This is a genomic window from Olleya sp. UBA1516, assembly GCF_002323495.1.
Lineage (GTDB): Bacteria > Bacteroidota > Bacteroidia > Flavobacteriales > Flavobacteriaceae > Olleya.
Window position 1 is genome coordinate 442,855 of record NZ_DCQO01000009.1, and the last position, 23,041, is coordinate 465,895.

Sequence of the window (23,041 nt, forward strand, 5' to 3'; positions counted from 1 at the left end):
CAAAATTAACAATTATTATGCCTAAAAATAACTAATGACTTCACAAAATATTTATATACTCGGAATTGAAAGTTCTTGTGATGATACAGCTGCTTCTGTAATCCTAAACGGAAAAATATTAAGCAACGTTATTGCCAGTCAAAAAATACATGAAGCCTATGGTGGTGTTGTACCAGAATTAGCCTCTAGAGCGCATCAACAAAATATTGTCCCTGTAGTAGATCAAGCTTTAAAGCAAGCAGGAATTACTAAAGACCAACTTAGTGCTATTGCTTTTACAAAAGGCCCAGGATTAATGGGTAGCCTACTTGTAGGTACATCGTTTGCAAAATCCTTAGCTTTTGGATTAGATATCCCTTTAATTGATGTAAACCATATGCAAGCACATATATTGGCGCATTTTATTGAAGAGGACGGTTTTAAAAAGCCTCCATTTCCATTTTTAGCCATGACTATCTCTGGAGGACACACACAGATTGTAAAAGTCAAACATTACTTTGATATGGAAGTTATTGGAGAAACTATTGATGATGCTGTTGGAGAAGCTTTTGATAAAAGTGGTAAAATATTAGGATTAGGATATCCTGCTGGTCCACAAATAGACAAACTTGCAAAACTAGGTAACCCTAAAGCCTTCCCTTTTACTAAACCTAGAGTGGATGGACTTAATTTTAGTTTTTCAGGTTTTAAGACTGCTGTATTGTACTTTATCCAAAAACAAGTTAAACTTAACCCTAATTTTATAGCAGAAAACCTTAACGACATCTGTGCATCTATACAATATACTATAATTGGTATTCTGACAGACAAGTTAAAAAAAGCAGTTAAATTAACAGATATTAAACATATTGCCATAGGTGGTGGTGTATCTGCAAATAGCGGAATTAGACAAGCGTTAAAAGATGCCGAAACCAAGCATGGTTGGACAACCTACGTGCCTAAATTTGAATTTACCACAGACAATGCAGCAATGATAGCTATTGTTGGCTACCTAAAATTTTTAGATGGTGACTTTGCAGAACAAAATGTTATGGCCAACTCTAGACTTAAAATATAATTGCGATAGTACTAAAAGCAATAATTTATCTTCATTTAAACTTTAATTTTGTTTTTTTGTTGAAATTAAAATTCCTTTACAAAAAATGAAAACCCTTATTAAACTTACTATTTGCTTACTAACTGTTTCTATATATGCTCAAAAAGATTTAGAAAAAGAATTAGATACTATTGTAACGGTAGAACAAGCTGAAAAATTTTTGGTAAGTAAAAAATCTAGAAAAAATAAAATTTTAATTTTTAACGAAGAAAAGCACAAAACCAAACTGGCTACAAAATTAATGAACACTAGTGTTGGTGGTACAGAGGTCGTTAAATCGGAATTTAATACAACACACTACAAGGTTATAGATAAAACAGACGAGAGACATTACCGTATTAGTTATATCTATTTTGATGGTAACACGCTTGATGCGACACAAATTGTACAATATAAAAATGAAATATTTAAATCTTTTGAAGAAGGTATAAGTTTTGACGATTTAGCAAAGCGTTATTCTATGGATAAAAACGCTAAACGTGGTGGAGATTCTGGATGGCTAAAAGAAGGAAAAATGCCTTTAGAAGTCGAAGAACAAGCCTTTAATTTAGATAATAAACTAGACACCCTTTATACTGTAAGAGTTGAAGAAAGCAATGGTTTTTATATTATTTTAAAAACCGAAAGAATTAAAAAGATTAAGGAAATTAAAGTTTTAAAGGTAATCGCAAAATAAGTGATATGCAATTATTTTACAATCCAGATATAGCTCCAGATACTAATCAATTTTCGTTTCCTAAGGACGAGAGTAGGCACATTGTTAAAGTATTACGTAAAAAAACAGGTGACCTACTTAATATTACCAATGGTAAAGGGTATTTATTTGAAGCCGAGTTGACTATTGCAGACCAAAAAAACTGTGTTGTAAATATTTTGAACACCACACATCAAGCGCCTAAAAATTATCAATTACATTTAGCTGTTGCACCAACTAAAATGAATGATCGTTACGAGTGGTTTTTAGAAAAAGCTACAGAAATTGGTATTACCAGCATCACACCAATAATTTGTGATCATAGCGAAAGAAAAGTAGTCAAAATTGAACGTTTTGATAAGATAATTCAATCTGCAATGAAACAATCTTTAAGCTGCTACTACCCTATTTTAAATGCGCCAATAACATTTAAAGACTATATTAATCAAGATTTTGATGGAGATACCTATATTGCACATTGCGAAGAAACCGATAAAAAATCTTTAAAATCACAAGTACTTCCTAATAAAAAAATTACCATTTTAATTGGACCTGAAGGCGATTTTTCTGTTAAAGAAATAAAAATGGCAATTCAGAATAAATTTATTCCTGTAACTTTGGGAGAAACAAGGTTACGTACAGAGACTGCAGCAATAGTTGCATGTCATAGTATTGCTTTTATAAACGAGTAATTTATGAAACTAAGACACTTAATAGTATTTTTGTTATTCTCTGTTTTCTTACATAGTCAAGATTTAGCAATACTAAAATATAAAGGTGGTGGAGACTGGTACAGTAATCCAACAGCACTACCTAACCTTATTAAGTTTTGTAACGCAAATATTGATACCAAAATAAATACAAAACCAGAAACCGTAGAAGCAGGAAGTAGTGATGTTTTTAGGTTTCCTTTGTTACACATGACAGGTCATGGAAATGTAATATTTGACGATGACGAAGCTGAAAATTTACGTATTTATTTAAAGTCAGGTGGTTTTTTGCATATTGATGACAATTATGGAATGCAACCTTATGTTGTTGCAGCTTTAAAACAAATTTTTCCAAATCAAGAATTAGAAGAGCTTCCAACAACACATCCAATTTTTAGTACTGCTTTTTTATTTAAAGACGGATTACCAAAAATTCATGAGCATGACGGTAAAAGACCACAAGCTTTTGGATTATATCATGACTCTAGATTAGTGGTACTATTTACTTTTGAAAGTGATTTAGGAGACGGTTGGGAAGATCAAGAAGTACATAATGATCCAGAAGACATCAGACTTAAAGCTTTAAAAATGGGAGCTAATATTGTTAAATATGCTTTTGAAAATTAATTTGAATAAGCCTAACTTCTATTACATACTTTAAATTATATTAGCTTAAATCATTTTAATTTTTACTAATATTATCTTTATTTACTAATAGGTATTAAATAGCATCCATAAATTTGCAACTTACACACTACAATTCAAAATTTAAACAACAACAATTTCCTGTAACAGTTGTTTGTCAAAACGTTTCTAACGCACCAAATATTGGAAGTTTGTTTAGAGCTTGTGATGCTTTTGGTATAGAAAAATTAATATTTTGTGGAACAGACATTCCTTTAGGTCGAAAAATGACCAAAACTTCTCGTGCTACAGAAAAGTCTGTAAATTATGAAATGCATAAATCAGCATTAGAAGTAGTTAACAAATTAAAGGAAAACAATTATTTTATTCTTTCTTTAGAAATATCTACAAATAGTCAAGCATTAAATAAAGTTAAATTTAATCCTAATCAACCTATCGCTTTAATTATAGGAGATGAAAACTTTGGAGTATCCGAAGATATCTTAAAAATTAGCGATGCCATAGTACATATAAATATGTTTGGTCAAAATAGTAGCATGAATGTTGTTCAAGCAACTAGTATCACACTATATGAAATTACTAAACAGTTTTCGCTAAAATAAATTTCAATAATTATATATTTACATATATGACTTCAAGAACAATTGCAAACGGAATTTTAAAAGCTTGTGCTGTCCTATTAGGATTAGCCTTATTAATATGGTTTGTGTATAAAATACAATCTGTAATTGTTTATTTGGTAATAGCTGGAGTTGTATCCTTGTTGGGACGACCATTAGTCGTGTTTTTAAAAAATAGATTAAAATTTTCCGATACGCTGGCTGTAGTATCTACCATGATATTATTTTTAAGTCTTGTTTTCGGGTTAATTAGTTTATTTATCCCTTTAATTCTAGAACAAGGACAAAATTTATCTTTATTAGATATAGATTTATTACAATCTAATATCGAAAACTTATATAAAGAAGCAATAAGTCATTTTGGCTTAAGCACAAACGAAGTGGAAGAATCTTTCAAAGACTCTAAAATAATGTCGAAAATTAATTTTGGCGTTATACCAGAATTTTTAAACTATTTTATATCAGGATTAGGAAGCTTTAGCATAGGATTATTTTCAGTACTTTTTATTTCCTTTTTCTTCCTAAAAGACAGCAAATTAATGAGTACAGGTATAGTAACTGTGCTTCCTAAAAAGCATGAAAAAAGATTAAGAAAATCGTTTGTAACTATTCGTGATTTACTAACAAGATATTTTGGAGGCTTAGTATTACAACTATTAATATTATTTACAATTTACTCTATTGTACTATTAATTTTTGGAATCGAAAACGCTGTAATCATAGCAACACTATGTGCATTACTAAATATAATACCATATGTAGGACCAATAATTAGTGCATTTTTGCTAATCCTGTTAAGTATGTCTAGTAATTTAGGTGAAAATTTTAGCGATGTAATTTTACCAAAAACAATGTATGTAATGATTGGTTTTATAATCGCACAACTTGTAGATAATTTTATTAGCCAACCTTTTATATTTTCTAAAAGTGTTAATTCTCATCCTTTAGAGATATTTTTAGTAATAATCATAGCAGGATTACTTTTTGGTATAGTAGGTATGATATTAGCTGTACCAACCTATACAGCAATAAAAGTGATTTCAAAGGAGTTTTTATCAGAATACAGGGTGGTAAATAAATTGACACAAGGCTTGGATGACTAATTTTAATAAAGACATTTTAGACCCCAAAATACAAGAATTCATTAATCAAAATATTAATTCTGACGTAGCCAATTTAGCTTTAAAAGGAATTCCCTTTGATAATAATTTAAAACAAGATATAATCACACAAATTGAATCTAAAAAAAAGTGTGAAAAAAAATTACCGACTTGGTTTAATACGCCTAATATATACTTTCCTCCTAAACTTAATATAGAGCAAACATCCTCAGAAGTTACAGCACAATATAAATCTAATTTAATTTCAGGAAAATCAATCATTGATATAACTGGAGGATTTGGTGTAGATTGTTACTATTTTTCAAAAAAAGTAGATACAGTAATACATTGCGATTTAAACGCTAATTTATCTAAAATAGTAGAAAAAAATTCCTCTAAGTTAAAAGTAAACAACATAACGTTTCATGCAAATGATGGCCTAGAAGTTTTAAAAACTATAGGTGAAAAAGTTGATTGGATTTACATTGATCCATCAAGAAGAAATGATATTAAAGGTAAAGTTTTTTTACTTAAAGATTGCTTACCAAATGTTCCAGAAAACTTGGATATGCTTTTTCAGTATTCTAAGAATATAATGATAAAAACGTCACCAATCTTAGATATTACCTCTGGAATTAGCGAATTACAAAACGTAAAACACATTCATTGTGTAGCAGTAAATAATGAAGTAAAAGAGCTTTTATGGATTTTAGAAAAAGATTTTAATAATGAAATAGAAATCAAAACAATAAATATTACTAATAAAGATACACAGCGTTTTAATTTTAATTTAAAAAACGAATTAGAAACTACTCCTGCTTACAGTCAACCTTTAAATTATCTATACGAGCCAAATACAGCCATTTTAAAGTCAGGAGCATTTAATAGCATTGCAGGTATTAAAAACATATATAAACTACACAAACACTCGCATTTATATACAAGTAATGATTTAATTGAATTTCCTGGAAGACGTTTTAAAATAATCAAAACAATTCCATACAATAAAAAATCGTATAAAAAAGAAATAAATTTAAGTCAAGCAAATGTTACCACACGAAACTTTCCTGAAACAGTTGCTCAAATTAGAAATAAGTTTAAAATTAAAGATGGTGGTAAAAACTATTTATTTTTCACCACCATCCTCGAAAACTCAAAAACTATTATAAGTTCAGTAAAAATTTAATCTAAAGTTAAAATGATTGGTTCATTAACTTCATTTAAATTGTTAATTACGATTTCTACTTTAGTACAAGTAGACATATCTAAAACAACTTTACTGTCTGATACATTGTTTGCAGACCCATCAATACTAAAAATAGTTTCTCCTTCATTAAAACTTGACCAAGAAGATGAAGTTCCAGGAGCTACATTTAAAATTTCAATAACATTTTGGTCAATATCTATAATTGTAAACGTATACGCTATCGTTCCATTGTTAATTAGTCTAGATTGTGGATCTTGATTATCACAAAAAGTAGTTGCTATTTCATCACTCATTTTTGTAGAATTGCTAGAATTCTGACCCTCTAAAGGTTCTAGACTACAACTAGTTGATGAAAAAATAAGGCATAGACATGCCACGAATTTAAGTAGGTTATTCATTTATAAAAATTATTATATGTAAACTTTTGCTTACATAGCGATTTGGGAGTGCAAAATTAATCTTTATTTCGAAACAAAATAATTTTTTTTAAAATATTCGATGAAATGCAATTTAAATAAATAACCGCTTAAAAACCAATACTTTATGTTGGGCTAAAAAAAAAAGCTTCACTATTTCTAATGAAGCTTTAAGTAAGCTAATTTTTTATTCATATTGCTTTCCTTTTTCGTCGGTAATAAATTTATTAAATATTTAAACTTTCAAAAATAATTAACGCGTACTTAATTGATAATTTAGGAATCTTTTATAATACCATAAAAATGGTATCAAGATTAATTATTAAATGATATTACAATTATTACTTCTATATTAAAAAAGTTTAAAGAATAGTAAAATATAAGAAATCAATATAAAACAAAAAAGCCTCACTATTTCTAGTGAAGCTTTAAGTGAGCCCGACAGGATTCGAACCTGTGACCGCCTCCTTAGAAGGGAGGTGCTCTATCCAGCTGAGCTACGAGCCCGTAGCAATAAAAAGTCGGGGTGGCAGGATTCGAACCTGCGGCCTCCACGTCCCAAACGTGGCGCGATAACCGGGCTACGCTACACCCCGAAAAAGGTTATCAAAATAAAAATTTTGAGAAAATAATAGCGGAGAGACAGGGATTCGAACCCTGGGTAAGTGTTTCCACCTACGACGATTTAGCAAACCGCTCCTTTCGGCCACTCAGGCACCTCTCCGTTAATTATGTTGTAATGAACTTTGCAATTAATTGCGGGTGCAAATCTAAGATATCATCTTAAATTACACAACATTTTTTACTGTTTTTTTTGAAAAATTATTCAGGGTATTCAATTCTAAGATGGTAAATATTTGCAAGCTTGCGTTTTAGCACTTTTTTAATGGATTCAATTTCTTTAAAAGTTATGTTAGCATTCAAAAATTGACCGTCATCTTTTTGTTTATTTATGATATTTTCGACAAAATTATCAATTTTACTTGATGTTGGTTCTTTTAGACTTTTGGAAGCTGCCTCTACACTATCACACATCATTAAAATAGCAGTTTCTTTACTAAAAGGTTTTGGACCTGGATAAGTAAAATCTTCGATGTTTACAGCTTCACTATTAGCCTTTTCTTTCATATAAAAATAATAGACTTGACTTGTACCATGATGCGTTCTAATAAAGTCTATTACACGATCAGGTAGATTATATTTTTTAGCTATTTCAATTCCATCTAAGACGTGGTTAATAATTATTTTTGCACTTTCTTTTGGCGATAATTCATCATGACTATTAATTCCTGAAGATTGATTTTCTGTAAAATAGGTTGGCGATTTCATTTTTCCTATATCATGATATAATGCACCTACTCTAACTAGCATTGCATTGGCTTCAATCTCATTGGCTGAAGCTTCAGCTAAATTTGCTACATTTAATGAGTGATGAAATGTTCCTGGTGCTTTATTTGATAATTCTTTTAAAAGTTTAGAATTGGTGTCGGATAATTCTAATAATGAAACATCAGACACTAAACCAAATAGTTTTTCATAGACATAAATTAAAGGTTGCACAAATAAGGTTGCAAGTCCGCATAATATAAATAGTCCAAAGGTTTCCCATTTTAAGTTATCAATACTTGCTTCATGTATTACAAAAAAAGCAAAGTAAGCTATAATATAAACCAATGTAATTTGTCCAACTGATATAAAAAGGTTTGCTCTTTTATATAATTCTGATACTGTTAAAATAGTAACTATACCTGCTATTATTTGTAAAAACATATACTCATAGCTATTTGGTACAATAGAGCCTAATAACAAAACAGTAATTACATGTGTAAACAAACCTAGTCTGGCATCAAAAAAAGCTTTTAATACTAAGGGTAAAATTGCTATTGGTACCAAATAGACATATTCTGAATTATAATTTATGATTAACGTAGTAAGTAATACAATAATTAAGACGTTAAAAAATATAAAAGTAACTTTAGTATTGTTTTTATAAACATCTAACCTATATTTTCTAATAAATAATAACAGCATTAATAACGCTAAAGCAACTAATAATGTGTATGCAAAAACTATCCAATTATAGCTAGACTTACTCCAAACCTGAGACTCATATTCCTTTGATAATGAATTTAATACTTGATATTTATCATCATTTACCACCTCTCCTTTTGATATTATTAAGGTCCCTTTATCAATTACACCTCGATTACTAGAAATCTTATCTAAAGACTCTTGTAATACATTATCTGTAAGGGTTTTATTATAAGATAGGTTGGATTGTATGATATCAAAAAACAAAGCTGTCAATTTATTTGAATATCTAAATAAATTTTCCTCTTTCAATTCTTTTTCAATATTGTCTTTTATATTTCCTTGTTTTTTTAAATTAGTATATAATGCAGATTTTTTTTCAACATTATCAACTAAAATTACCACGTTACTTTTTTCGTTAATTTTAAGATCTTCATTTAATATACCATACTGATAAAGATTATTCAGTATCACTAAACCTTTAGATTTTAACTTATTAAAGTTACCAATTGAATCATTAAATGTTTTATTAAAAGCATTTTCATATTCATTTTTTACTTTTTCTTCAATGGTTTCGTTTTTATCAAAAAAATAAGTGGTTTGAGCTTTTATAAGCTCTTGCTCTTCTGCAACTTTTAGCTTTGATTTTTGAATTGCAAAATTAAAAGGTGCATATAAATTTTCGGTTTGCCAAGGTTTCCCTTTTTCAAAATTATACTTAAACCGTCCGCTTTTTGGAAAAATAAAAACGATTAAAAATGTTGTTGCTAAAAACAATAATATCTTATAAAACTGAGAATGGTTTTTATAAATGGTATTAATTTGATCTTTCATGCTTTAATCTCGTGTTTATCAAATGTAACAAATTATAACCCTATTATTAAGTTATAATCCCAAGAATAACCTAAATTTTATTAAAAAATTAGTAATTTCGTGGGACTAATATATTACATAAAAATTATGAGTAAAAAAGTCGTTATTGTCTCTGCTGCTAGAACACCAATAGGTAGTTTTTTAGGAGCTTTAAGCACTGTACCTGCTACAAAATTAGGAGCTATAGCTATTAAAGGAGCTTTAGATAAAATAAATTTAAAACCAGAATTAGTACAAGAAGTATTAATGGGAAATGTTGTTCAGGCTGGTAATGGTCAAGCACCAGCTAGACAAGCTGCAATTTATGCTGGAATACCAAATACAGTACCTTGTACAACTATTAACAAAGTTTGCGCATCTGGTATGAAAACAGTTATGCAAGCTGCTCAAAGTATTGCTTTAGGTGATAATGATATAGTAGTTGCTGGAGGAATGGAAAACATGAGTATGATTCCGCATTACCTTCATGCTAGAACCGGAACTAAATTTGGTCCAGCTACTTTAATTGATGGTTTACAAAAAGACGGTTTAGTAGATGCATACGATCAAAATGCAATGGGTGTTTGTGCAGATGCTTGTGCTACAGAATATAACTTTTCAAGAGAGGATCAAGACAACTACGCTATACAAAGTTACAATAGATCATCTGCTGCATGGGAAGCCGGAAAATTTGATAACGAAGTCGTTCCAGTTGAAGTTCCACAAAGACGTGGAGAACCTATTATTGTTAGTAAAGATGAAGAATTTACTAATGTTAAAATGGATAAAATACCTGGTTTAAGACCTGCTTTTAGTAAGGATGGAACTGTAACTGCAGCAAATGCATCTACTATTAATGATGGTGCTGGTGCAGTGGTGTTAATGAGTGCTGAAAAAGCTGAAGAATTAGGTTTAACACCTCTTGCAACAATTTTAAGTTATGCAGATGCTGCTCAAGAGCCAAAATGGTTTACAACTGCTCCTGCTAAAGCTTTACCATTAGCTATTAATAAAGCTGGCATCGATCTTAAAGATGTTGATTATTTTGAATTTAACGAAGCTTTTGCTGTAGTTGGATTAGCTAATATGAAAATTTTAGGTCTAAACGATTCTAATGTTAACGTAAATGGTGGTGCTGTATCACTAGGTCACCCACTTGGATGTTCTGGAGTTAGAATTTTAATTACGCTACTTAACGTTTTAGAACAAAATGACGCTAAAATTGGAGCTGCTGCTATATGTAATGGTGGTGGTGGTGCTTCTGCTATGGTTATTCAACGTCACTAAAATCAACAAATGCAGTTCGGAATTTGTAATTTAAGTATTTTACCTTTAAGATTAGAACCATCTGATACTAGCGAATTAGTTTCGCAAGTACTATATGGCGATTTATTTAAGGTTTTGGAGCAACGTAAACAATGGAGTAAGATTAGATTAGCCTATGATAAATATGAAGGTTGGATTGATAATAAACAGTATTTAGAAATTACTGAAGAATCCTATCAAAATCTAAATTTAGAAGCTCTAAAACTATCGTCTGATTTAGTTGAATTTGTTCAAGACGAAAATCAGCTATTAAATACGATTGTTTTAGGTTCAACTTTAAATGGGTTATCGTTATTAAACCATACTTATGAAGGTGTTTATGTTGATAAACAAAATCCTAAATCTGAAATAATTTCTACTGCATTTAAATATCTTAATTCACCTTATCTTTGGGGAGGAAAAACACCTTTTGGAATTGATTGTAGTGGTTTTACTCAAATGGTTTATAAACTAAATGGTTATAAACTATTACGCGATGCTTCGCAACAAGCAAGTCAAGGTGAAGCTTTAAGCTTTATTGAAGAGAGTGAACCTGGTGATTTAGCCTTTTTTGATAATAACGAAGGTGTTATAACGCATGTTGGTATTATAATGAAAGACAATTACATTATCCATGCTCATGGTAAAGTAAGAATAGACCGTTTAGATCACAGTGGTATTTATAATTCTGATAAACGAATGCACACCCATAAACTTAGGGTTATTAAAAAGATTATATAACATAAAAAAGCCTTCATTAAATGAAGGCTTTTTTTATTCTACTTAATAAATACTACTATTTATTAATATGGCTTTTAGCTTCTTTAGCTTTTTCAGTTTCACCTAAAGCATTATATATATTTGCCAATTGCTCGTATATGGAATCTGGAGCTTTTGGATCTATTTTTATATAATTTAATAACGTATTTGCACCATCATTAAACAGCTGACCTTTTTGATTTTTTAATTGGTCATATTTTAAATTATCAGCTTTACTAGTTCCTAAGCTATTCATTTGCTCAATTAATGCATTCCCTTCTGTTATGTATGAAGTTGATAAGTTTAATGCAGCATCAGAGTTTTTTGGATCTAATTCTAATACCTTTTCAAAAGACTTTCTAGCTTTTGCTATCTCATTACTATTCATATACACAACACCAATGTTATAATGGATGGTAGGATCGTTAGGCACTTTTAAAGCTGCTTCTTGTAATAACTCTTGAAACTTAGCAGTATCACCCATTTTATTATAAATATTAGCTTCGCTAATAATTAAGTTGACATCTTCAGGATTGTTCTTTTTTGCTGTAGCAATAGCCTCTAATGCTTTATCATTTTCGCCTTTATTAGCGTAAATTAAAGCAATATTTTTAGTGATTTCACCTGCTCTAGATTCTGTTTGTCTTTCTCCTGGATTTTCGTGTGTTCCAAGTTTTACGTAGTTATCTCTAGCATTTTTTTCTAAAATCTCTTCTTCTCCATTTGCTTTGTTTGTTGCAAAATACTCTGTACCAACACCTGTATAACCTAAATCATTAAGTTGTAAATAGTATTTTAAAGCACCATCCATATCTTGATTGTTAATAGCACTAGAAGCAGCATAATATAAGTACGCTTGCTCTTCCTTATTTACATTATAAAGATTTTCAAAAGCAACTGCTGCTTTACCAAACTCTTTAGTCGTAAAAAAACCATTAGCCTTAGTTAATAGATCATTTTCAATATCTTGTCTTAAAACATTTACATCACTATTATCTGCTGTTACTTTATCTAAAAGTGTTGTCGCTTTTAAAACATCTTCAGCACTAGAAGTTCCGTTAGCAAAATATGCATTTGCTGCAGCTAAATAATACTTATCTTTTAATTTATCGTCCATAGATCCTATCATAGGTTCTAATTGCGTGATTAAGCTTTTAGCTTCAGCATAATTATTTTTATTTACTGCCTTTTCTAAAGCTTTTACTTCTTTTTTCTGAGCAAAAGAAAACACTGTTACAAGTAATGCTATCGCAAGAATTAATTGTTTTTTCATTATTAGTTTTTTATTAATTGTTAAATTTAAAATTATTCTTCTTCTGTAATATCAATAGTTGTGCCATCTTCAGCATCTGTACTGTTTTCTAGACCTTCCAAAGTTTCATCTAATTCTTCTTCATCATCCTTCATTACTTTTGCAACTGCTGCTATTGAGTCTTTTCCTTTTAGGTTAATTAATTTTACACCTTGAGTTGCTCTACCCATAGTACGTAAACTTTCCACAGCCATACGTATTGCAATTCCAGATTTATTTATAATCATTAAATCATCAGTATCTGTTACTGTTTTGATTGATACTAAATCTCCTGTTTTTTCTGAAATCGAGATGGTTTTAACTCCTTTACCTCCTCTATTTGTTATTCTATAAACCGCTTCTCCATCTTCTGGATCATCTATATAAGTACGTTTACCATAACCGTTTTCAGAAACTACAAGAACTGTTTCTTCTTGTGGATTTTCTACGATTACCATACCAATTGCCTCATCTTTTGGATGTGCTAAAGTTATACCTCTAACACCAGATGCATTTCTACCCATTGGTCTAGTTTTAGCTTCTTCAAATCTAATGGCTTTACCAGATTTAAGTGCTATCATTACTTGACTGTTTCCGGTAGTTAATTTAGCTTCTAGTAACTCGTCATCCTCCTTAATAGTAATAGCATTAATACCATTAGTTCTTGGTCTAGAATATTGCTCTAAAGCAGTCTTTTTCACTTGACCTTTTTTAGTAGCCATTATTACATAATGACTATTAATGTAGTCTTCGTCTTTTAAATCTTGAGTACAAATAAACGCCATTACTTTGTCGTCTTGCTCAATATTTATTAGGTTTTGGATTGCTCTACCTTTAGAGGTTTTACTTCCTTCTGGTATTTCATATACACGCATCCAGAAACATTTACCTTTTTGAGTGAAGAATAACATGTATTGGTGATTTGTACCAACAAATAAATGTTCTAAGAAATCTTCATTTCTAGTTGTAGATGCTTTTTGTCCTACTCCTCCTCTATTTTGTGTTTTGTATTCTGTTAAAGACGTTCGTTTAATATAACCTGCGTGCGAAATAGTAATTACTACTTGTGCATCAGGTATCATATCCTCGATGCTTAAATCTCCACCTGCATATTCTATTACAGAGCGACGTTCATCTCCATACTTTTCTTTAACAACTATTAATTCATCCTTAATAATTTGCATTCTGCGATCTTTTTTATCCAGAATATCTTTAAGGTCTTCAATAGTTTTCATTATCTCTTCATACTCACTACGCAACTTGTCTTGCTCTAGACCAGTTAATTGACGTAGACGCATCTCTACAATAGCTTTTGCTTGTATTTCTGAAAGTTTAAAACGTTCTATTAAGTTGTTTCTTGCTTCGTCTGCGTTATTAGAAGCTCTAATAATAGCAATTACTTCGTCTATATTATCAGATGCAATAATAAGTCCTTCTAATATATGTGCTCTTTCTTCTGCTTTACGCAACTCATAAGTTGTACGTCTAACAACTACTTCATGTCTGTGCTCAACAAAATAGTGAATCAATTCTTTTAGATTCAATAATTGTGGTCGACCGTTAACTAAAGCAATATTATTTACACTAAAAGAAGACTGTAGTGCTGTATACTTGTATAGTTTATTTAATACAATATTAGGAATGGCATCACGCTTTAACACGTAAACAATACGCATACCGTTTCTATCAGACTCATCTCTAATAGTTGCTATTCCTTCAAGTTTTTTCTCGTTAACTAAATCGGCAGTCTTTTTAATCATGTCTGCCTTATTGACTTGGTATGGTATTTCTGTAACAATAATACACTCTCTACCTTGAACTTCTTCAATATTAGCATTACCACGCATTACAATACGTCCTCTACCAGTATGAAAAGCCTCTTTTACACCATCATATCCATAGATTGTACCTCCTGTTGGAAAATCTGGAGCTTTAATATGTGTGATTAATTCGTCAATTTCAATATCATTATTTTCAATATAGGCAATTGTACCATCAACCACTTCTGTTAAGTTATGAGGTGGCATATTAGTAGCCATACCTACAGCAATACCTGATGCTCCATTAACTAAAAGTCCTGGAATACGTGTTGGTAAAACAGTCGGTTCTTCTAAAGTATCGTCAAAATTTAATTTATGATCTACAGTTTCTTTATCAATATCTGCCAACATGTCTTCAGATATCTTACGCATACGTGCTTCTGTATAACGCATTGCAGCTGGACTATCTCCATCCACAGATCCAAAGTTACCTTGACCGTCTACTAACATGTAACGTAAACTCCACTCTTGAGCCATACGTACCATTGCGTCATAAACTGATGTATCTCCATGTGGATGATACTTTCCTAAAACCTCTCCAACTATTCTTGCTGACTTTTTATGTGCGGAACTTGCTCTAACACCCAGTTCATGCATACCGTAAAGTACACGTCTATGTACTGGTTTTAAACCATCTCTTACATCTGGTAAAGCACGTGACACAATGACTGACATTGAATAATCAATGTAAGCCGACTTCATTTCATCTTCAATATTAATTGGAATGACCTTTTCTCCTTCTGCCATATATAAATTTAATTAGTTTTATTCATTATTTCAAAACACGCTAATATAAAACTTTCATTAGTAACGGTAAGCCTTTTAAGTCTATTTTTTGATGTTTTTTATTAACAATTACGTACTCCTTTTTAGTTAATAACTCAATTGTGCTTTATTTTGAAATATTCACTACTTTCAAACCTCAATTAATTAACATATTATTTAAGGTATAGTTTTTGCCATTACTAATTATGTTTACTATTTTTAAAGCTGAAAGGAATAAATATATGGATGATAATTTTTCACCAAGAGTAAAAGACGTCATTGCCTATAGTAAAGAGGAAGCATTGCGCTTAGGACACGACTTTATAGGCACGGAACACTTAATGCTTGGTTTATTAAGAGACGGAAACGGAAAAGCAATAAATATTTTAAATGCGTTGGATATTGATTTAAATCATTTAAGACGAAAAGTTGAAATATTAAGTCCTGCTAATCCTAATACCACAATAATTTCTAACGAAAAGAAAAACTTACACTTAACACGTCAGGCAGAACGTGCGCTTAAGACTACTTTTCTAGAAGCAAAACTGTTTCAAAGTACATCAATAAATACTGCACATTTATTATTATGTATTTTAAGAAACGAAAACGACCCTACTACAAAACTTTTAAATAAGTTAAAAGTAGATTATGATAATGTTAAAGAACAATTTAAGTCTATGATTACAAACGACGATAACTTCGAAGATATAACTGGAGCTCCAAAAGCTGAGTCATTTCAGGATGACTCCTCTGCAGAAGACTCTGGTTCTAAAGACATATTTAATACACCTGGAGCAAAAGGTAACAAAAAATCTAAAACACCTGTTTTAGATAATTTTGGACGCGACTTGACAGCTATGGCTGAAGAAGGTAAACTTGATCCAGTTGTGGGACGTGAAAAAGAAATTGAGCGTGTGTCTCAAATACTTTCGCGTCGTAAAAAGAACAACCCTTTATTAATTGGTGAGCCTGGTGTTGGTAAATCTGCAATTGCTGAGGGTTTAGCAAATCGTATTGTTAAACGTAAAGTATCACGTATTTTATTTAACAAACGTGTGGTTACTTTAGATTTAGCAAGCTTAGTTGCTGGTACTAAATATAGAGGACAGTTTGAAGAGCGCATGAAAGCGGTTATGAACGAGCTTGAAAAAAATGACGATGTTATTCTTTTTATTGACGAAATTCATACCATCGTTGGTGCTGGTGGAGCAACAGGAAGCTTAGATGCTTCTAACATGTTTAAACCTGCTTTAGCCAGAGGAGAAATACAATGTATTGGTGCTACAACTCTAGATGAGTACAGACAATATATTGAAAAAGATGGGGCTTTAGAGCGTCGTTTTCAAAAAGTAATTGTTGAACCTACTTCTGTGGAAGAAACGATTGAAATTTTAAACAATATTAAAGCTAAATATGAAGATCATCATAATGTAACGTATACCGATGAAGCTATTGAAGCTTGCGTTAAGTTAACTAACCGTTATATGACTGAGCGTTTTTTACCAGACAAAGCAATTGACGCTTTGGATGAAGCTGGCTCAAGGGTACACATTACAAACATTGATGTCCCTAAGCAAATAATCGAATTAGAGAAAAAATTAGAGGACGTTAGAGAGACTAAAAATACGGTTGTTAAAAAACAAAAGTACGAAGAGGCTGCACGTTTACGTGATGACGAAAAACGATTAGAAAAAGAATTAGCTGTTGCACAAGAAAAATGGGAAGAAGACACTAAACTACATAAAGAGATAGTATCCGAAGACAACGTCGCTGATGTTGTAAGCATGATGACAGGAGTACCTGTTAATCGTATCGCGCAAACTGAAAGTAATAAACTTGCCTTACTACCTGATTTAATAAAAGGTAAAGTAATAGGTCAGGATGATGCAGTTGCAAAGGTTGTTAAAGCTATACAACGTAATCGTGCTGGTCTTAAAGATCCTAATAAACCAATTGGTTCGTTTATCTTTTTAGGTCAAACAGGAGTCGGTAAAACGCAATTAGCAAAAGTATTATCTAATCAATTATTTGATAGTGAAGAAGCTATGATTAGAATTGATATGAGTGAATACATGGAAAAATTTGCGATTTCAAGATTAGTTGGTGCACCTCCAGGATATGTAGGTTACGAAGAAGGTGGACAGTTAACTGAAAAAGTGCGTCGTAAACCTTATGCTGTAATTCTTTTAGATGAAATAGAAAAAGCACATCCAGACGTTTTTAACATGCTATTACAAGTCTTAGACGATGGTTATTTAACTGATAGTTTAGGTCGTAAAATAGATTTTAGAAATACCATAATTATTATGACTTCTAATATTGGAGCAAGAAAATTAAAAGATTTTGGTACAGGAATAGGTTTTGGTACTGCTTCTCAAAAATCTCAAGAAGATGCTAACTCTAGAAGCGTTATTGAAAATGCACTTAAAAAATCATTTGCTCCAGAATTTTTAAATAGAATTGATGACGTTATAGTATTTAATGCGCTAGAAAAAGAAGATATTAATAAGATTATTGATATCGAACTAGATAAATTACTAAAACGTATTGATGGTTTAGGTTATAAATTAAAATTAACCAAAGCAGCAAAAGATTTTATTGCAGAAAAAGGTTTTGATAAGCAATATGGAGCAAGACCTTTAAAACGTGCTATACAGAAGTACGTTGAGGATGCTCTTGCAGAAGAAATTATCACTTCAAAATTACAAGAAGGCGATAAAATAGTAATGGATTTAGATACAAAAACTGATGAAATTACTATTGCTATTGAAAAAGCAGAAAAACCTGCAGAATCTTAAAATTAGAAATATATTTGCATAATATTAAAAGCTTCACTAACTTAAGTGAAGCTTTTTTAATTAATTATATTTGATGAATTTTACGAAAACAAAATTATCTTTTTGCACGCTATTGGTTTCTGACAATATAATGATTGCCGAAGTAAATGAAGGTGTTGTATTTAATCAAGACATATCCGATGAGATTATCTATTTTGCTAGTGTAGCCTTTAAAAATAATCCATTTGTATATATCACTAATAGGATACATTCATATGCAGTAGATCCTACAATATATAAAGGCGTATCACAAGTAGAAACCCTAAAAGGATTTGCAGTAGTATCCACTACTCTAGCAGCTAGAAATGCAGAAATCGAACGTTTATTTTTAAATAAACCTTTCGAGATATTTTCAGATATTGAAGACGCTAAACTTTGGGCAATTCAAATACTAAATAAGACTATAGAATTAAAATAATTCTTCAGAATCTATACCTAAAGTTTGAATAAATTCAATCGAAGCTTGGATATCATCATGTAAAATTTCGTCCTCTTTAATAAAAGGTACTACTTCACGATAACTAAAAATAAATTGCTCTATAAATTGGCTTGATTTTAAAGGTGCTCTAAATGCTAATGCTTGAGACGCATTAAACAGCTCAATAGCCAAAACGCGCTCTACATTATTAATTAAAGTATACGCTTGTGTAGCTGCATTGGCTCCCATACTTACGTGATCTTCTTGACCATTACTAGATACAATACTATCTATACTTGCAGGAGATGCTAATTGCTTATTAGCACTAACTATACTTGCTGCAGTATATTGCGGAATCATAAAACCTGAGTTTAAGCCAGGATTATCAACTAAAAACGCTGGCAAACCTCTTAATCCTGATACTAATTGAAACACACGTCTTTCTGATATATTACCTAATTCTGCCATAGCAATTTTTAAATAATCTAATGCTAAAGCTAAGGGTTGCCCATGAAAATTTCCTCCAGAAATTATTTCATCTTCTTTAGTAAAAATATTAGGATTATCTGTAACCGAGTTAATTTCGGTCTCAAACGTTTTTGCTACAAAAGCTAAAGTATCTTTAGTTGCTCCATGCACTTGTGGTATACACCTAAAGCTATAAGGATCTTGTACGTGTTGTTTTTCTTGACTAATTATTTGACTACCTTCTAAAAACGAACTAACACGACTTGCAGTTTCTAATTGCCCATTATGCGGTCTTACTAAATGTATTAATTCATTAAAAGGCTCAATTCTTCCATCAAAAGCATCAATAGATACACTTCCAATTAGGTCTGCTAAATAGGATAATTTATAAGACTTAAGCAACAAATAAGTCCCATAAGCACTCATAAATTGTGTACCATTTAATAACGCCAAACCTTCTTTAGATAATAATGTAATAGGTTGCCAATCAAATTGTTTTAAGACCTTTTCAGCCTCTAATACCGCTCCTTTAAAAGTAACTTTACCTTTTCCAATTAACGGTAAAGACATATGTGCTAAAGGCGACAAATCTCCAGATGCACCTAAAGAACCTTGAGTATAAACTAAAGGTAATATATCATTATTATAAAAATCTATTAAACGTTTGACTGTTACTAATTGTACTCCAGAATGACCATAACTTAAGGATTGTATTTTTAATAAAAGCATTAATTTTACAATAGGTTCTGGTACTAAATCTCCAGTCCCACAAGCATGAGACATCATTAGATTTTCTTGTAACTTTGTTAAGTTTTCATTACTAATCTTAACATTATATAACGATCCAAAACCAGTGTTTATACCATAAATAGGTCTTGTCTCTGATTTTAGTTTTTCATTTAAATACGTACGACATTCATTGATTTTATCAACAGATTCTGAAGATAATTCCAATTGTTTTTGTTCTAAAATAATAGATTGAATTGTTGCTAAATCTAAAGATTTTGAGGATATAATGTGAGTTGTATTCATTTGTATTTTTTGTCTGGTCAAAAGTCATCATAACTTAAATAATATGCAAGTATTTGTTAATAATTAAACAAATACTTTAAAACTTGTATTATTCTATATATTTTTGAGAAAATAAAAATTTAAATAATGAAAAAACTATTAGTTTGCTTAGCAGCTTTATCTATCGTTGCTTGTAAAAAAGAAGCTCCAAAAGATTACGCCACTTTTTCTGGTAAAATAGAAAATAAAAACAGCGATTCTTTATTTGTATACCAAGGTCGAGACTTTAAAAAAACAATTAAGGTAATGGAAGATGGTACATTTAGTGACACTTTAAAAGTAACTACTGGTGTTTTTGGAATTTACGATGGTAAAGAGCAAACAACTGTATTTTTAGCAAACGATATGGATTTAAAAATGACTTTAGACGCAAAAATGTTTGACGAGTCAATTAAATTTAGTGGTAAAGGTGCGGAGAAATCTACTTTTTTAGTGGATAGAATTAAATTTGAACAAGATTTAGTAGATGTGGAAGCTTTAAAAAATCTTGATGCTTCAAATTTAGATGCTAGTTTAGAGGGTATTAAAACTAAAATGCTTGCTTATTATGACAAAAATGAAGCTATAGATTCTACAATTATTTCAGAAGCTAGAAAGCAAGTGGATCCAATGTTAAAAGGATTAAAAGGTTATGTTTTAAGTGGTATTAAACTTAAGGAAGAATTTCCTGCAGGATCACCTTCTCCTACTTTTGAAAATTATGAAAACTATAAAGGTGGTACAACTTCTTTATCTGACTTAAAAGGTAAATTTGTGTATATAGATGTATGGGCAACTTGGTGTGGTCCTTGTATCGGAGAAATTCCTTCATTAAAAGCTTTAGAAAAAGATTACGAAGGTAAAAACATTGCTTTTGTTAGTTTATCTACTGATGATGGTAGAGGTTATAGAGCAGATAGTAAAGAGGAATCTTTTAAATTATCTAAAGATGGTTGGAAAAAAATGATTGAAGAAAAAGAAATGGGAGGCATTCAATTATTTGCAGATAATGCTTTTGAATCTGACTTTGTTACAGGTTACAAAATTAACTCTATTCCAAGATTTATCTTAATTGATCCAAATGGAAATATTGTTAATGCTGATGCACCAAGACCTTCTTATCCAAAAATTAAAGAGTACTTTACATCTATGGGTATTTAATCCTAAGTACAATTATTTTATAAAAAAAAGCGAACTTTTCAGTTCGCTTTTTTTGTGCTCTAATTTATTTACTTTTATTTTTTTGCATCGCTATCAGCATTTTCTATTTCTGGTTGCTCTGGTTGTTTAAATAAATCTAGGTAAGCCAATGGAATACCTTCAATAACATGACTTGCTATAAAACTTTGATATCCTAAATCCTCTACTAATAAATCTGCAGATTTACCATGTAAATACACTCCAAATATAGCTGCTACTAATGGATCATAACTCTGAGCTATTAATCCAGAAATTATACCTGTTAAAACATCTCCTGTTCCTGCTGTTGCTAACCCTGGATTCCCTGTTGCATTAACATATAATTTATCTTGATAAACAGTTATAGTATTTGCTCCTTTAATTATAATAATGCATTTATACTTTTTAGAAAACGCCTTGGTCTTTTTAAGTTTATCAAATTCATCTTTCCATTTCCCAACCAATCTTTCTAACTCTTTAGGATGCGGAGTTAAGACTGTGTTTTCTGGTAGTAATTTTAATAACGCTTTCTTTTTAGCTAATATATTAATTCCGTCTGCATCAATAACTAAAGGTGTTTTATTGACTTTTAAAAATGCTTCAAAAGTATCAATTGTCTTAACATCTGTCCCTACACCTACTCCAAACGCAATGACATTAGGATGTATATCAAATGCTATGGATGTGATTATTTCTTCATCTGCATCTGTAATAACCATTGCTTCTGGAAAACCAACTTGTAAAGGTATATAACCACATTTAGGCGTAAAAGCTGTTACTTTTCCTGCTCCAATTGCAAGTACACCTTGACTAGCTAAAGTAACAGATCCTATTTTTCCGTAACTACCTCCAATAACTAAAACATGTCCAAAACTTCCTTTATGACTATATTTTTCTCTTGGTTTATATAACGGTAAGACTTCATTTTTTCCAATTAATTCCGCTTCGGTTGGTGTGGTGTAAAGATATTCTGGATCAATACCAATGTCTAAAACTTCCCATTGTACAGTGTATTTTGCAGTTTCAGGCAAAAAGAAAACTAATTTAGGCGTCTGAAAACTTAAAGTGTATCCAGCATTTACCACACACTCTGCATCCACAGGTGCTGTATCTGTAGCCAAACCAGAAGGTATGTCTATTGATAATACAAAAGCTTTTGTAGCTCTAAAATAATTAAATAATTGCTTAATCCAACCTTCCACAGGTCTGTTTAAACCTATACCAAAAATAGCATCTACTATTATATCTTTTTCATTTATAGCAGGTAATTCACTAGTATCATTTAATAAAACAGGCCAATCTTTGGTAGTGCTTTTTATGCGTTCGTAGTTATTTAAAAAATCTTTAGAGCGTGTTGTACTATGGTTAACAATATAAGTTTTTACATTATATCCATGAGTGGTCAAGTGTCTTGCAACTACTAAACCATCACCTCCATTATTACCTATCCCACAAAATACGTGAATTGGAACCTGTGCACCTTGCATACGCATATGCAACCAATTAAAGATTTGCGTTCCTGCACGTTCCATCAAATCTGTAGATGTAATACCTTGTTTTTTAGCAGTTAAAGCATCACCTTCATAAATTTGTTCTTTCGAAAATATTTTCATTTTAATAATATATTGGCTAATAATTATCAATCTCGCAAAAATTGACGTTTAGTTTTTTTGATAAAAGTAAAAGTAATACATTTGATAGGTATAGATGCATAAAATGAAAAAAAGACATACTATTTTTACGTTAATTATGACCATTACCCTTTTGGGTTAATAGCT

18 protein-coding genes and 3 tRNA genes are annotated in these 23,041 nt (G+C 30.7%); 12 read left to right on the forward strand and 9 right to left on the reverse strand.

The features are described 5' to 3' along the window. Nucleotides 1-34: 34 nt before the first annotated feature. The 7 genes from tsaD to B2989_RS06245 all read left to right on the forward strand — a co-directional run bounded on the left by tsaD (nt 35) and on the right by B2989_RS06245 (nt 6,051). Nucleotides 35-1,057 carry a tRNA (adenosine(37)-N6)-threonylcarbamoyltransferase complex transferase subunit TsaD gene (gene tsaD / locus B2989_RS06215; RefSeq protein ID WP_292945861.1) on the forward strand — a complete coding sequence of 341 codons (1,023 nt, stop codon included), beginning with the start codon at nt 35-37 and terminating at the stop codon, nt 1,055-1,057. Between the two features lie 85 nt (nt 1,058-1,142). Further along, on the forward strand, nt 1,143-1,772 hold the full coding sequence (locus B2989_RS06220) for a peptidylprolyl isomerase (RefSeq protein ID WP_145001613.1): 630 nt from the start codon (nt 1,143-1,145) through the stop codon (nt 1,770-1,772). Between the two features lie 5 nt (nt 1,773-1,777). Further along, complete coding sequence (locus B2989_RS06225) at nt 1,778-2,482, forward strand: 16S rRNA (uracil(1498)-N(3))-methyltransferase (RefSeq protein WP_292945868.1); 705 nt, start codon at nt 1,778-1,780, stop codon at nt 2,480-2,482. 3 nt (nt 2,483-2,485) lie between these two features. After that, on the forward strand, nt 2,486-3,127 hold the full coding sequence (locus tag B2989_RS06230; RefSeq protein WP_292945871.1) for a DUF4159 domain-containing protein: 642 nt from the start codon (nt 2,486-2,488) through the stop codon (nt 3,125-3,127). 113 nt (nt 3,128-3,240) lie between these two features. Further along, the gene (locus tag B2989_RS06235; protein ID WP_292945874.1) at nt 3,241-3,747 is read left to right on the forward strand and encodes a TrmH family RNA methyltransferase; all 507 of its coding nucleotides are present in this window, start codon (nt 3,241-3,243) and stop codon (nt 3,745-3,747) included. Between the two features lie 26 nt (nt 3,748-3,773). After that, nucleotides 3,774-4,868 (forward strand): AI-2E family transporter, encoded by a 1,095-nt coding sequence (locus B2989_RS06240; RefSeq protein WP_292945877.1) that lies wholly within the window; start codon nt 3,774-3,776, stop codon nt 4,866-4,868. Further along, nucleotides 4,861-6,051: a class I SAM-dependent methyltransferase gene (locus tag B2989_RS06245; RefSeq protein ID WP_292945880.1), complete on the forward strand. Its 1,191-nt coding sequence runs from the start codon at nt 4,861-4,863 to the stop codon at nt 6,049-6,051. Before B2989_RS06240 ends, B2989_RS06245 begins: the two co-directional genes overlap by 8 nt. On the opposite strand, the gene B2989_RS06250 is transcribed toward B2989_RS06245, so the two are convergent. From B2989_RS06250 to B2989_RS06270, 5 genes are all read right to left on the reverse strand, one after another. Next, on the reverse strand, nt 6,048-6,365 hold the full coding sequence (locus tag B2989_RS06250; RefSeq protein ID WP_292945883.1) for a hypothetical protein: 318 nt from the start codon (nt 6,363-6,365) through the stop codon (nt 6,048-6,050). The genes B2989_RS06245 and B2989_RS06250 overlap by 4 nt on opposite strands. Nucleotides 6,366-6,921: 556 nt before the next feature. Next, a tRNA-Arg gene (locus B2989_RS06255) sits at nt 6,922-6,995 on the reverse strand. Nucleotides 6,996-7,009: 14 nt separating this feature from the next. Further along, nucleotides 7,010-7,084: transfer RNA gene (locus B2989_RS06260), tRNA-Pro, on the reverse strand. A gap of 39 nt (nt 7,085-7,123) precedes the next feature. Continuing rightward, nucleotides 7,124-7,212 (reverse strand) — tRNA-Ser (locus B2989_RS06265). A gap of 98 nt (nt 7,213-7,310) precedes the next feature. Continuing rightward, the gene (locus B2989_RS06270; RefSeq protein ID WP_292945885.1) at nt 7,311-9,353 is read right to left on the reverse strand and encodes an HD family phosphohydrolase; all 2,043 of its coding nucleotides are present in this window, start codon (nt 9,351-9,353) and stop codon (nt 7,311-7,313) included. 126 nt (nt 9,354-9,479) lie between these two features. Here B2989_RS06270 and B2989_RS06275 point away from each other — a divergent pair, with 126 nt between their 5' ends. Beyond that, the gene (locus tag B2989_RS06275) at nt 9,480-10,658 is read left to right on the forward strand and encodes an acetyl-CoA C-acyltransferase (RefSeq protein ID WP_292945887.1); all 1,179 of its coding nucleotides are present in this window, start codon (nt 9,480-9,482) and stop codon (nt 10,656-10,658) included. 9 nt (nt 10,659-10,667) lie between these two features. After that, nucleotides 10,668-11,417 carry a C40 family peptidase gene (locus B2989_RS06280; RefSeq protein ID WP_292945889.1) on the forward strand — a complete coding sequence of 250 codons (750 nt, stop codon included), beginning with the start codon at nt 10,668-10,670 and terminating at the stop codon, nt 11,415-11,417. 55 nt (nt 11,418-11,472) lie between these two features. Here the strand turns inward: B2989_RS06280 and B2989_RS06285 are convergent, their stop codons facing one another. Both B2989_RS06285 and gyrA read right to left on the reverse strand, forming a co-directional pair. After that, complete coding sequence (locus B2989_RS06285) at nt 11,473-12,708, reverse strand: tetratricopeptide repeat protein (RefSeq protein ID WP_292945892.1); 1,236 nt, start codon at nt 12,706-12,708, stop codon at nt 11,473-11,475. A gap of 32 nt (nt 12,709-12,740) precedes the next feature. After that, a complete protein-coding gene (gyrA, locus tag B2989_RS06290) occupies nt 12,741-15,293 on the reverse strand; it encodes a DNA gyrase subunit A (RefSeq protein ID WP_292945895.1) in 2,553 nt (850 codons plus the stop codon). A 260-nt stretch (nt 15,294-15,553) separates the two neighbouring features. Between gyrA and B2989_RS06295 the strand changes: the two genes are divergently transcribed. Continuing rightward, nucleotides 15,554-18,109, forward strand: coding sequence for an ATP-dependent Clp protease ATP-binding subunit (locus B2989_RS06295; protein ID WP_145006604.1), 2,556 nt, complete (start codon nt 15,554-15,556; stop codon nt 18,107-18,109). 73 nt (nt 18,110-18,182) lie between these two features. Further along, on the forward strand, nt 18,183-18,566 hold the full coding sequence (locus B2989_RS06300) for a hypothetical protein (protein ID WP_292945899.1): 384 nt from the start codon (nt 18,183-18,185) through the stop codon (nt 18,564-18,566). On the opposite strand, the gene hutH is transcribed toward B2989_RS06300, so the two are convergent. Further along, entirely contained in the window at nt 18,558-20,066 is a 1,509-nt protein-coding gene (gene hutH / locus B2989_RS06305) for a histidine ammonia-lyase (RefSeq protein WP_292945902.1), read from the reverse strand. The genes B2989_RS06300 and hutH overlap by 9 nt on opposite strands. Nucleotides 20,067-20,192: 126 nt before the next feature. Here hutH and B2989_RS06310 point away from each other — a divergent pair, with 126 nt between their 5' ends. Further along, on the forward strand, nt 20,193-21,245 hold the full coding sequence (locus tag B2989_RS06310) for a TlpA family protein disulfide reductase (protein ID WP_292945905.1): 1,053 nt from the start codon (nt 20,193-20,195) through the stop codon (nt 21,243-21,245). A 74-nt stretch (nt 21,246-21,319) separates the two neighbouring features. Here B2989_RS06310 and B2989_RS06315 read toward each other — a convergent pair whose 3' ends face one another. Continuing rightward, complete coding sequence (locus B2989_RS06315; RefSeq protein WP_292945908.1) at nt 21,320-22,876, reverse strand: NAD(P)H-hydrate dehydratase; 1,557 nt, start codon at nt 22,874-22,876, stop codon at nt 21,320-21,322. Between the last annotated feature and the right edge of the window lie 165 nt (nt 22,877-23,041).

What these genes read in the sequence shown, in the direction of transcription:
- tsaD (WP_292945861.1), top strand. Translation starts at nt 35, where the DNA reads ATGACTTCACAAAATATTTATATACTCGGAATTGAAAGTTCTTGTGAT.
- B2989_RS06220 (WP_145001613.1), top strand. Translation starts at nt 1,143, where the DNA reads ATGAAAACCCTTATTAAACTTACTATTTGCTTACTAACTGTTTCTATA.
- B2989_RS06225 (WP_292945868.1), top strand. Translation starts at nt 1,778, where the DNA reads ATGCAATTATTTTACAATCCAGATATAGCTCCAGATACTAATCAATTT.
- B2989_RS06230 (WP_292945871.1), top strand. Translation starts at nt 2,486, where the DNA reads ATGAAACTAAGACACTTAATAGTATTTTTGTTATTCTCTGTTTTCTTA.
- B2989_RS06240 (WP_292945877.1), top strand. Translation starts at nt 3,774, where the DNA reads ATGACTTCAAGAACAATTGCAAACGGAATTTTAAAAGCTTGTGCTGTC.
- B2989_RS06245 (WP_292945880.1), top strand. Translation starts at nt 4,861, where the DNA reads ATGACTAATTTTAATAAAGACATTTTAGACCCCAAAATACAAGAATTC.
- B2989_RS06250 (WP_292945883.1), bottom strand. Translation starts at nt 6,365, where the DNA reads ATGAGTGATGAAATAGCAACTACTTTTTGTGATAATCAAGATCCACAA.
- B2989_RS06270 (WP_292945885.1), bottom strand. Translation starts at nt 9,353, where the DNA reads ATGAAAGATCAAATTAATACCATTTATAAAAACCATTCTCAGTTTTAT.
- B2989_RS06275 (WP_292945887.1), top strand. Translation starts at nt 9,480, where the DNA reads ATGAGTAAAAAAGTCGTTATTGTCTCTGCTGCTAGAACACCAATAGGT.
- B2989_RS06280 (WP_292945889.1), top strand. Translation starts at nt 10,668, where the DNA reads ATGCAGTTCGGAATTTGTAATTTAAGTATTTTACCTTTAAGATTAGAA.
- B2989_RS06285 (WP_292945892.1), bottom strand. Translation starts at nt 12,708, where the DNA reads ATGAAAAAACAATTAATTCTTGCGATAGCATTACTTGTAACAGTGTTT.
- gyrA (WP_292945895.1), bottom strand. Translation starts at nt 15,293, where the DNA reads ATGGCAGAAGGAGAAAAGGTCATTCCAATTAATATTGAAGATGAAATG.
- B2989_RS06295 (WP_145006604.1), top strand. Translation starts at nt 15,554, where the DNA reads ATGGATGATAATTTTTCACCAAGAGTAAAAGACGTCATTGCCTATAGT.
- B2989_RS06300 (WP_292945899.1), top strand. Translation starts at nt 18,183, where the DNA reads ATGAATTTTACGAAAACAAAATTATCTTTTTGCACGCTATTGGTTTCT.
- hutH (WP_292945902.1), bottom strand. Translation starts at nt 20,066, where the DNA reads ATGAATACAACTCACATTATATCCTCAAAATCTTTAGATTTAGCAACA.
- B2989_RS06310 (WP_292945905.1), top strand. Translation starts at nt 20,193, where the DNA reads ATGAAAAAACTATTAGTTTGCTTAGCAGCTTTATCTATCGTTGCTTGT.
- B2989_RS06315 (WP_292945908.1), bottom strand. Translation starts at nt 22,876, where the DNA reads ATGAAAATATTTTCGAAAGAACAAATTTATGAAGGTGATGCTTTAACT.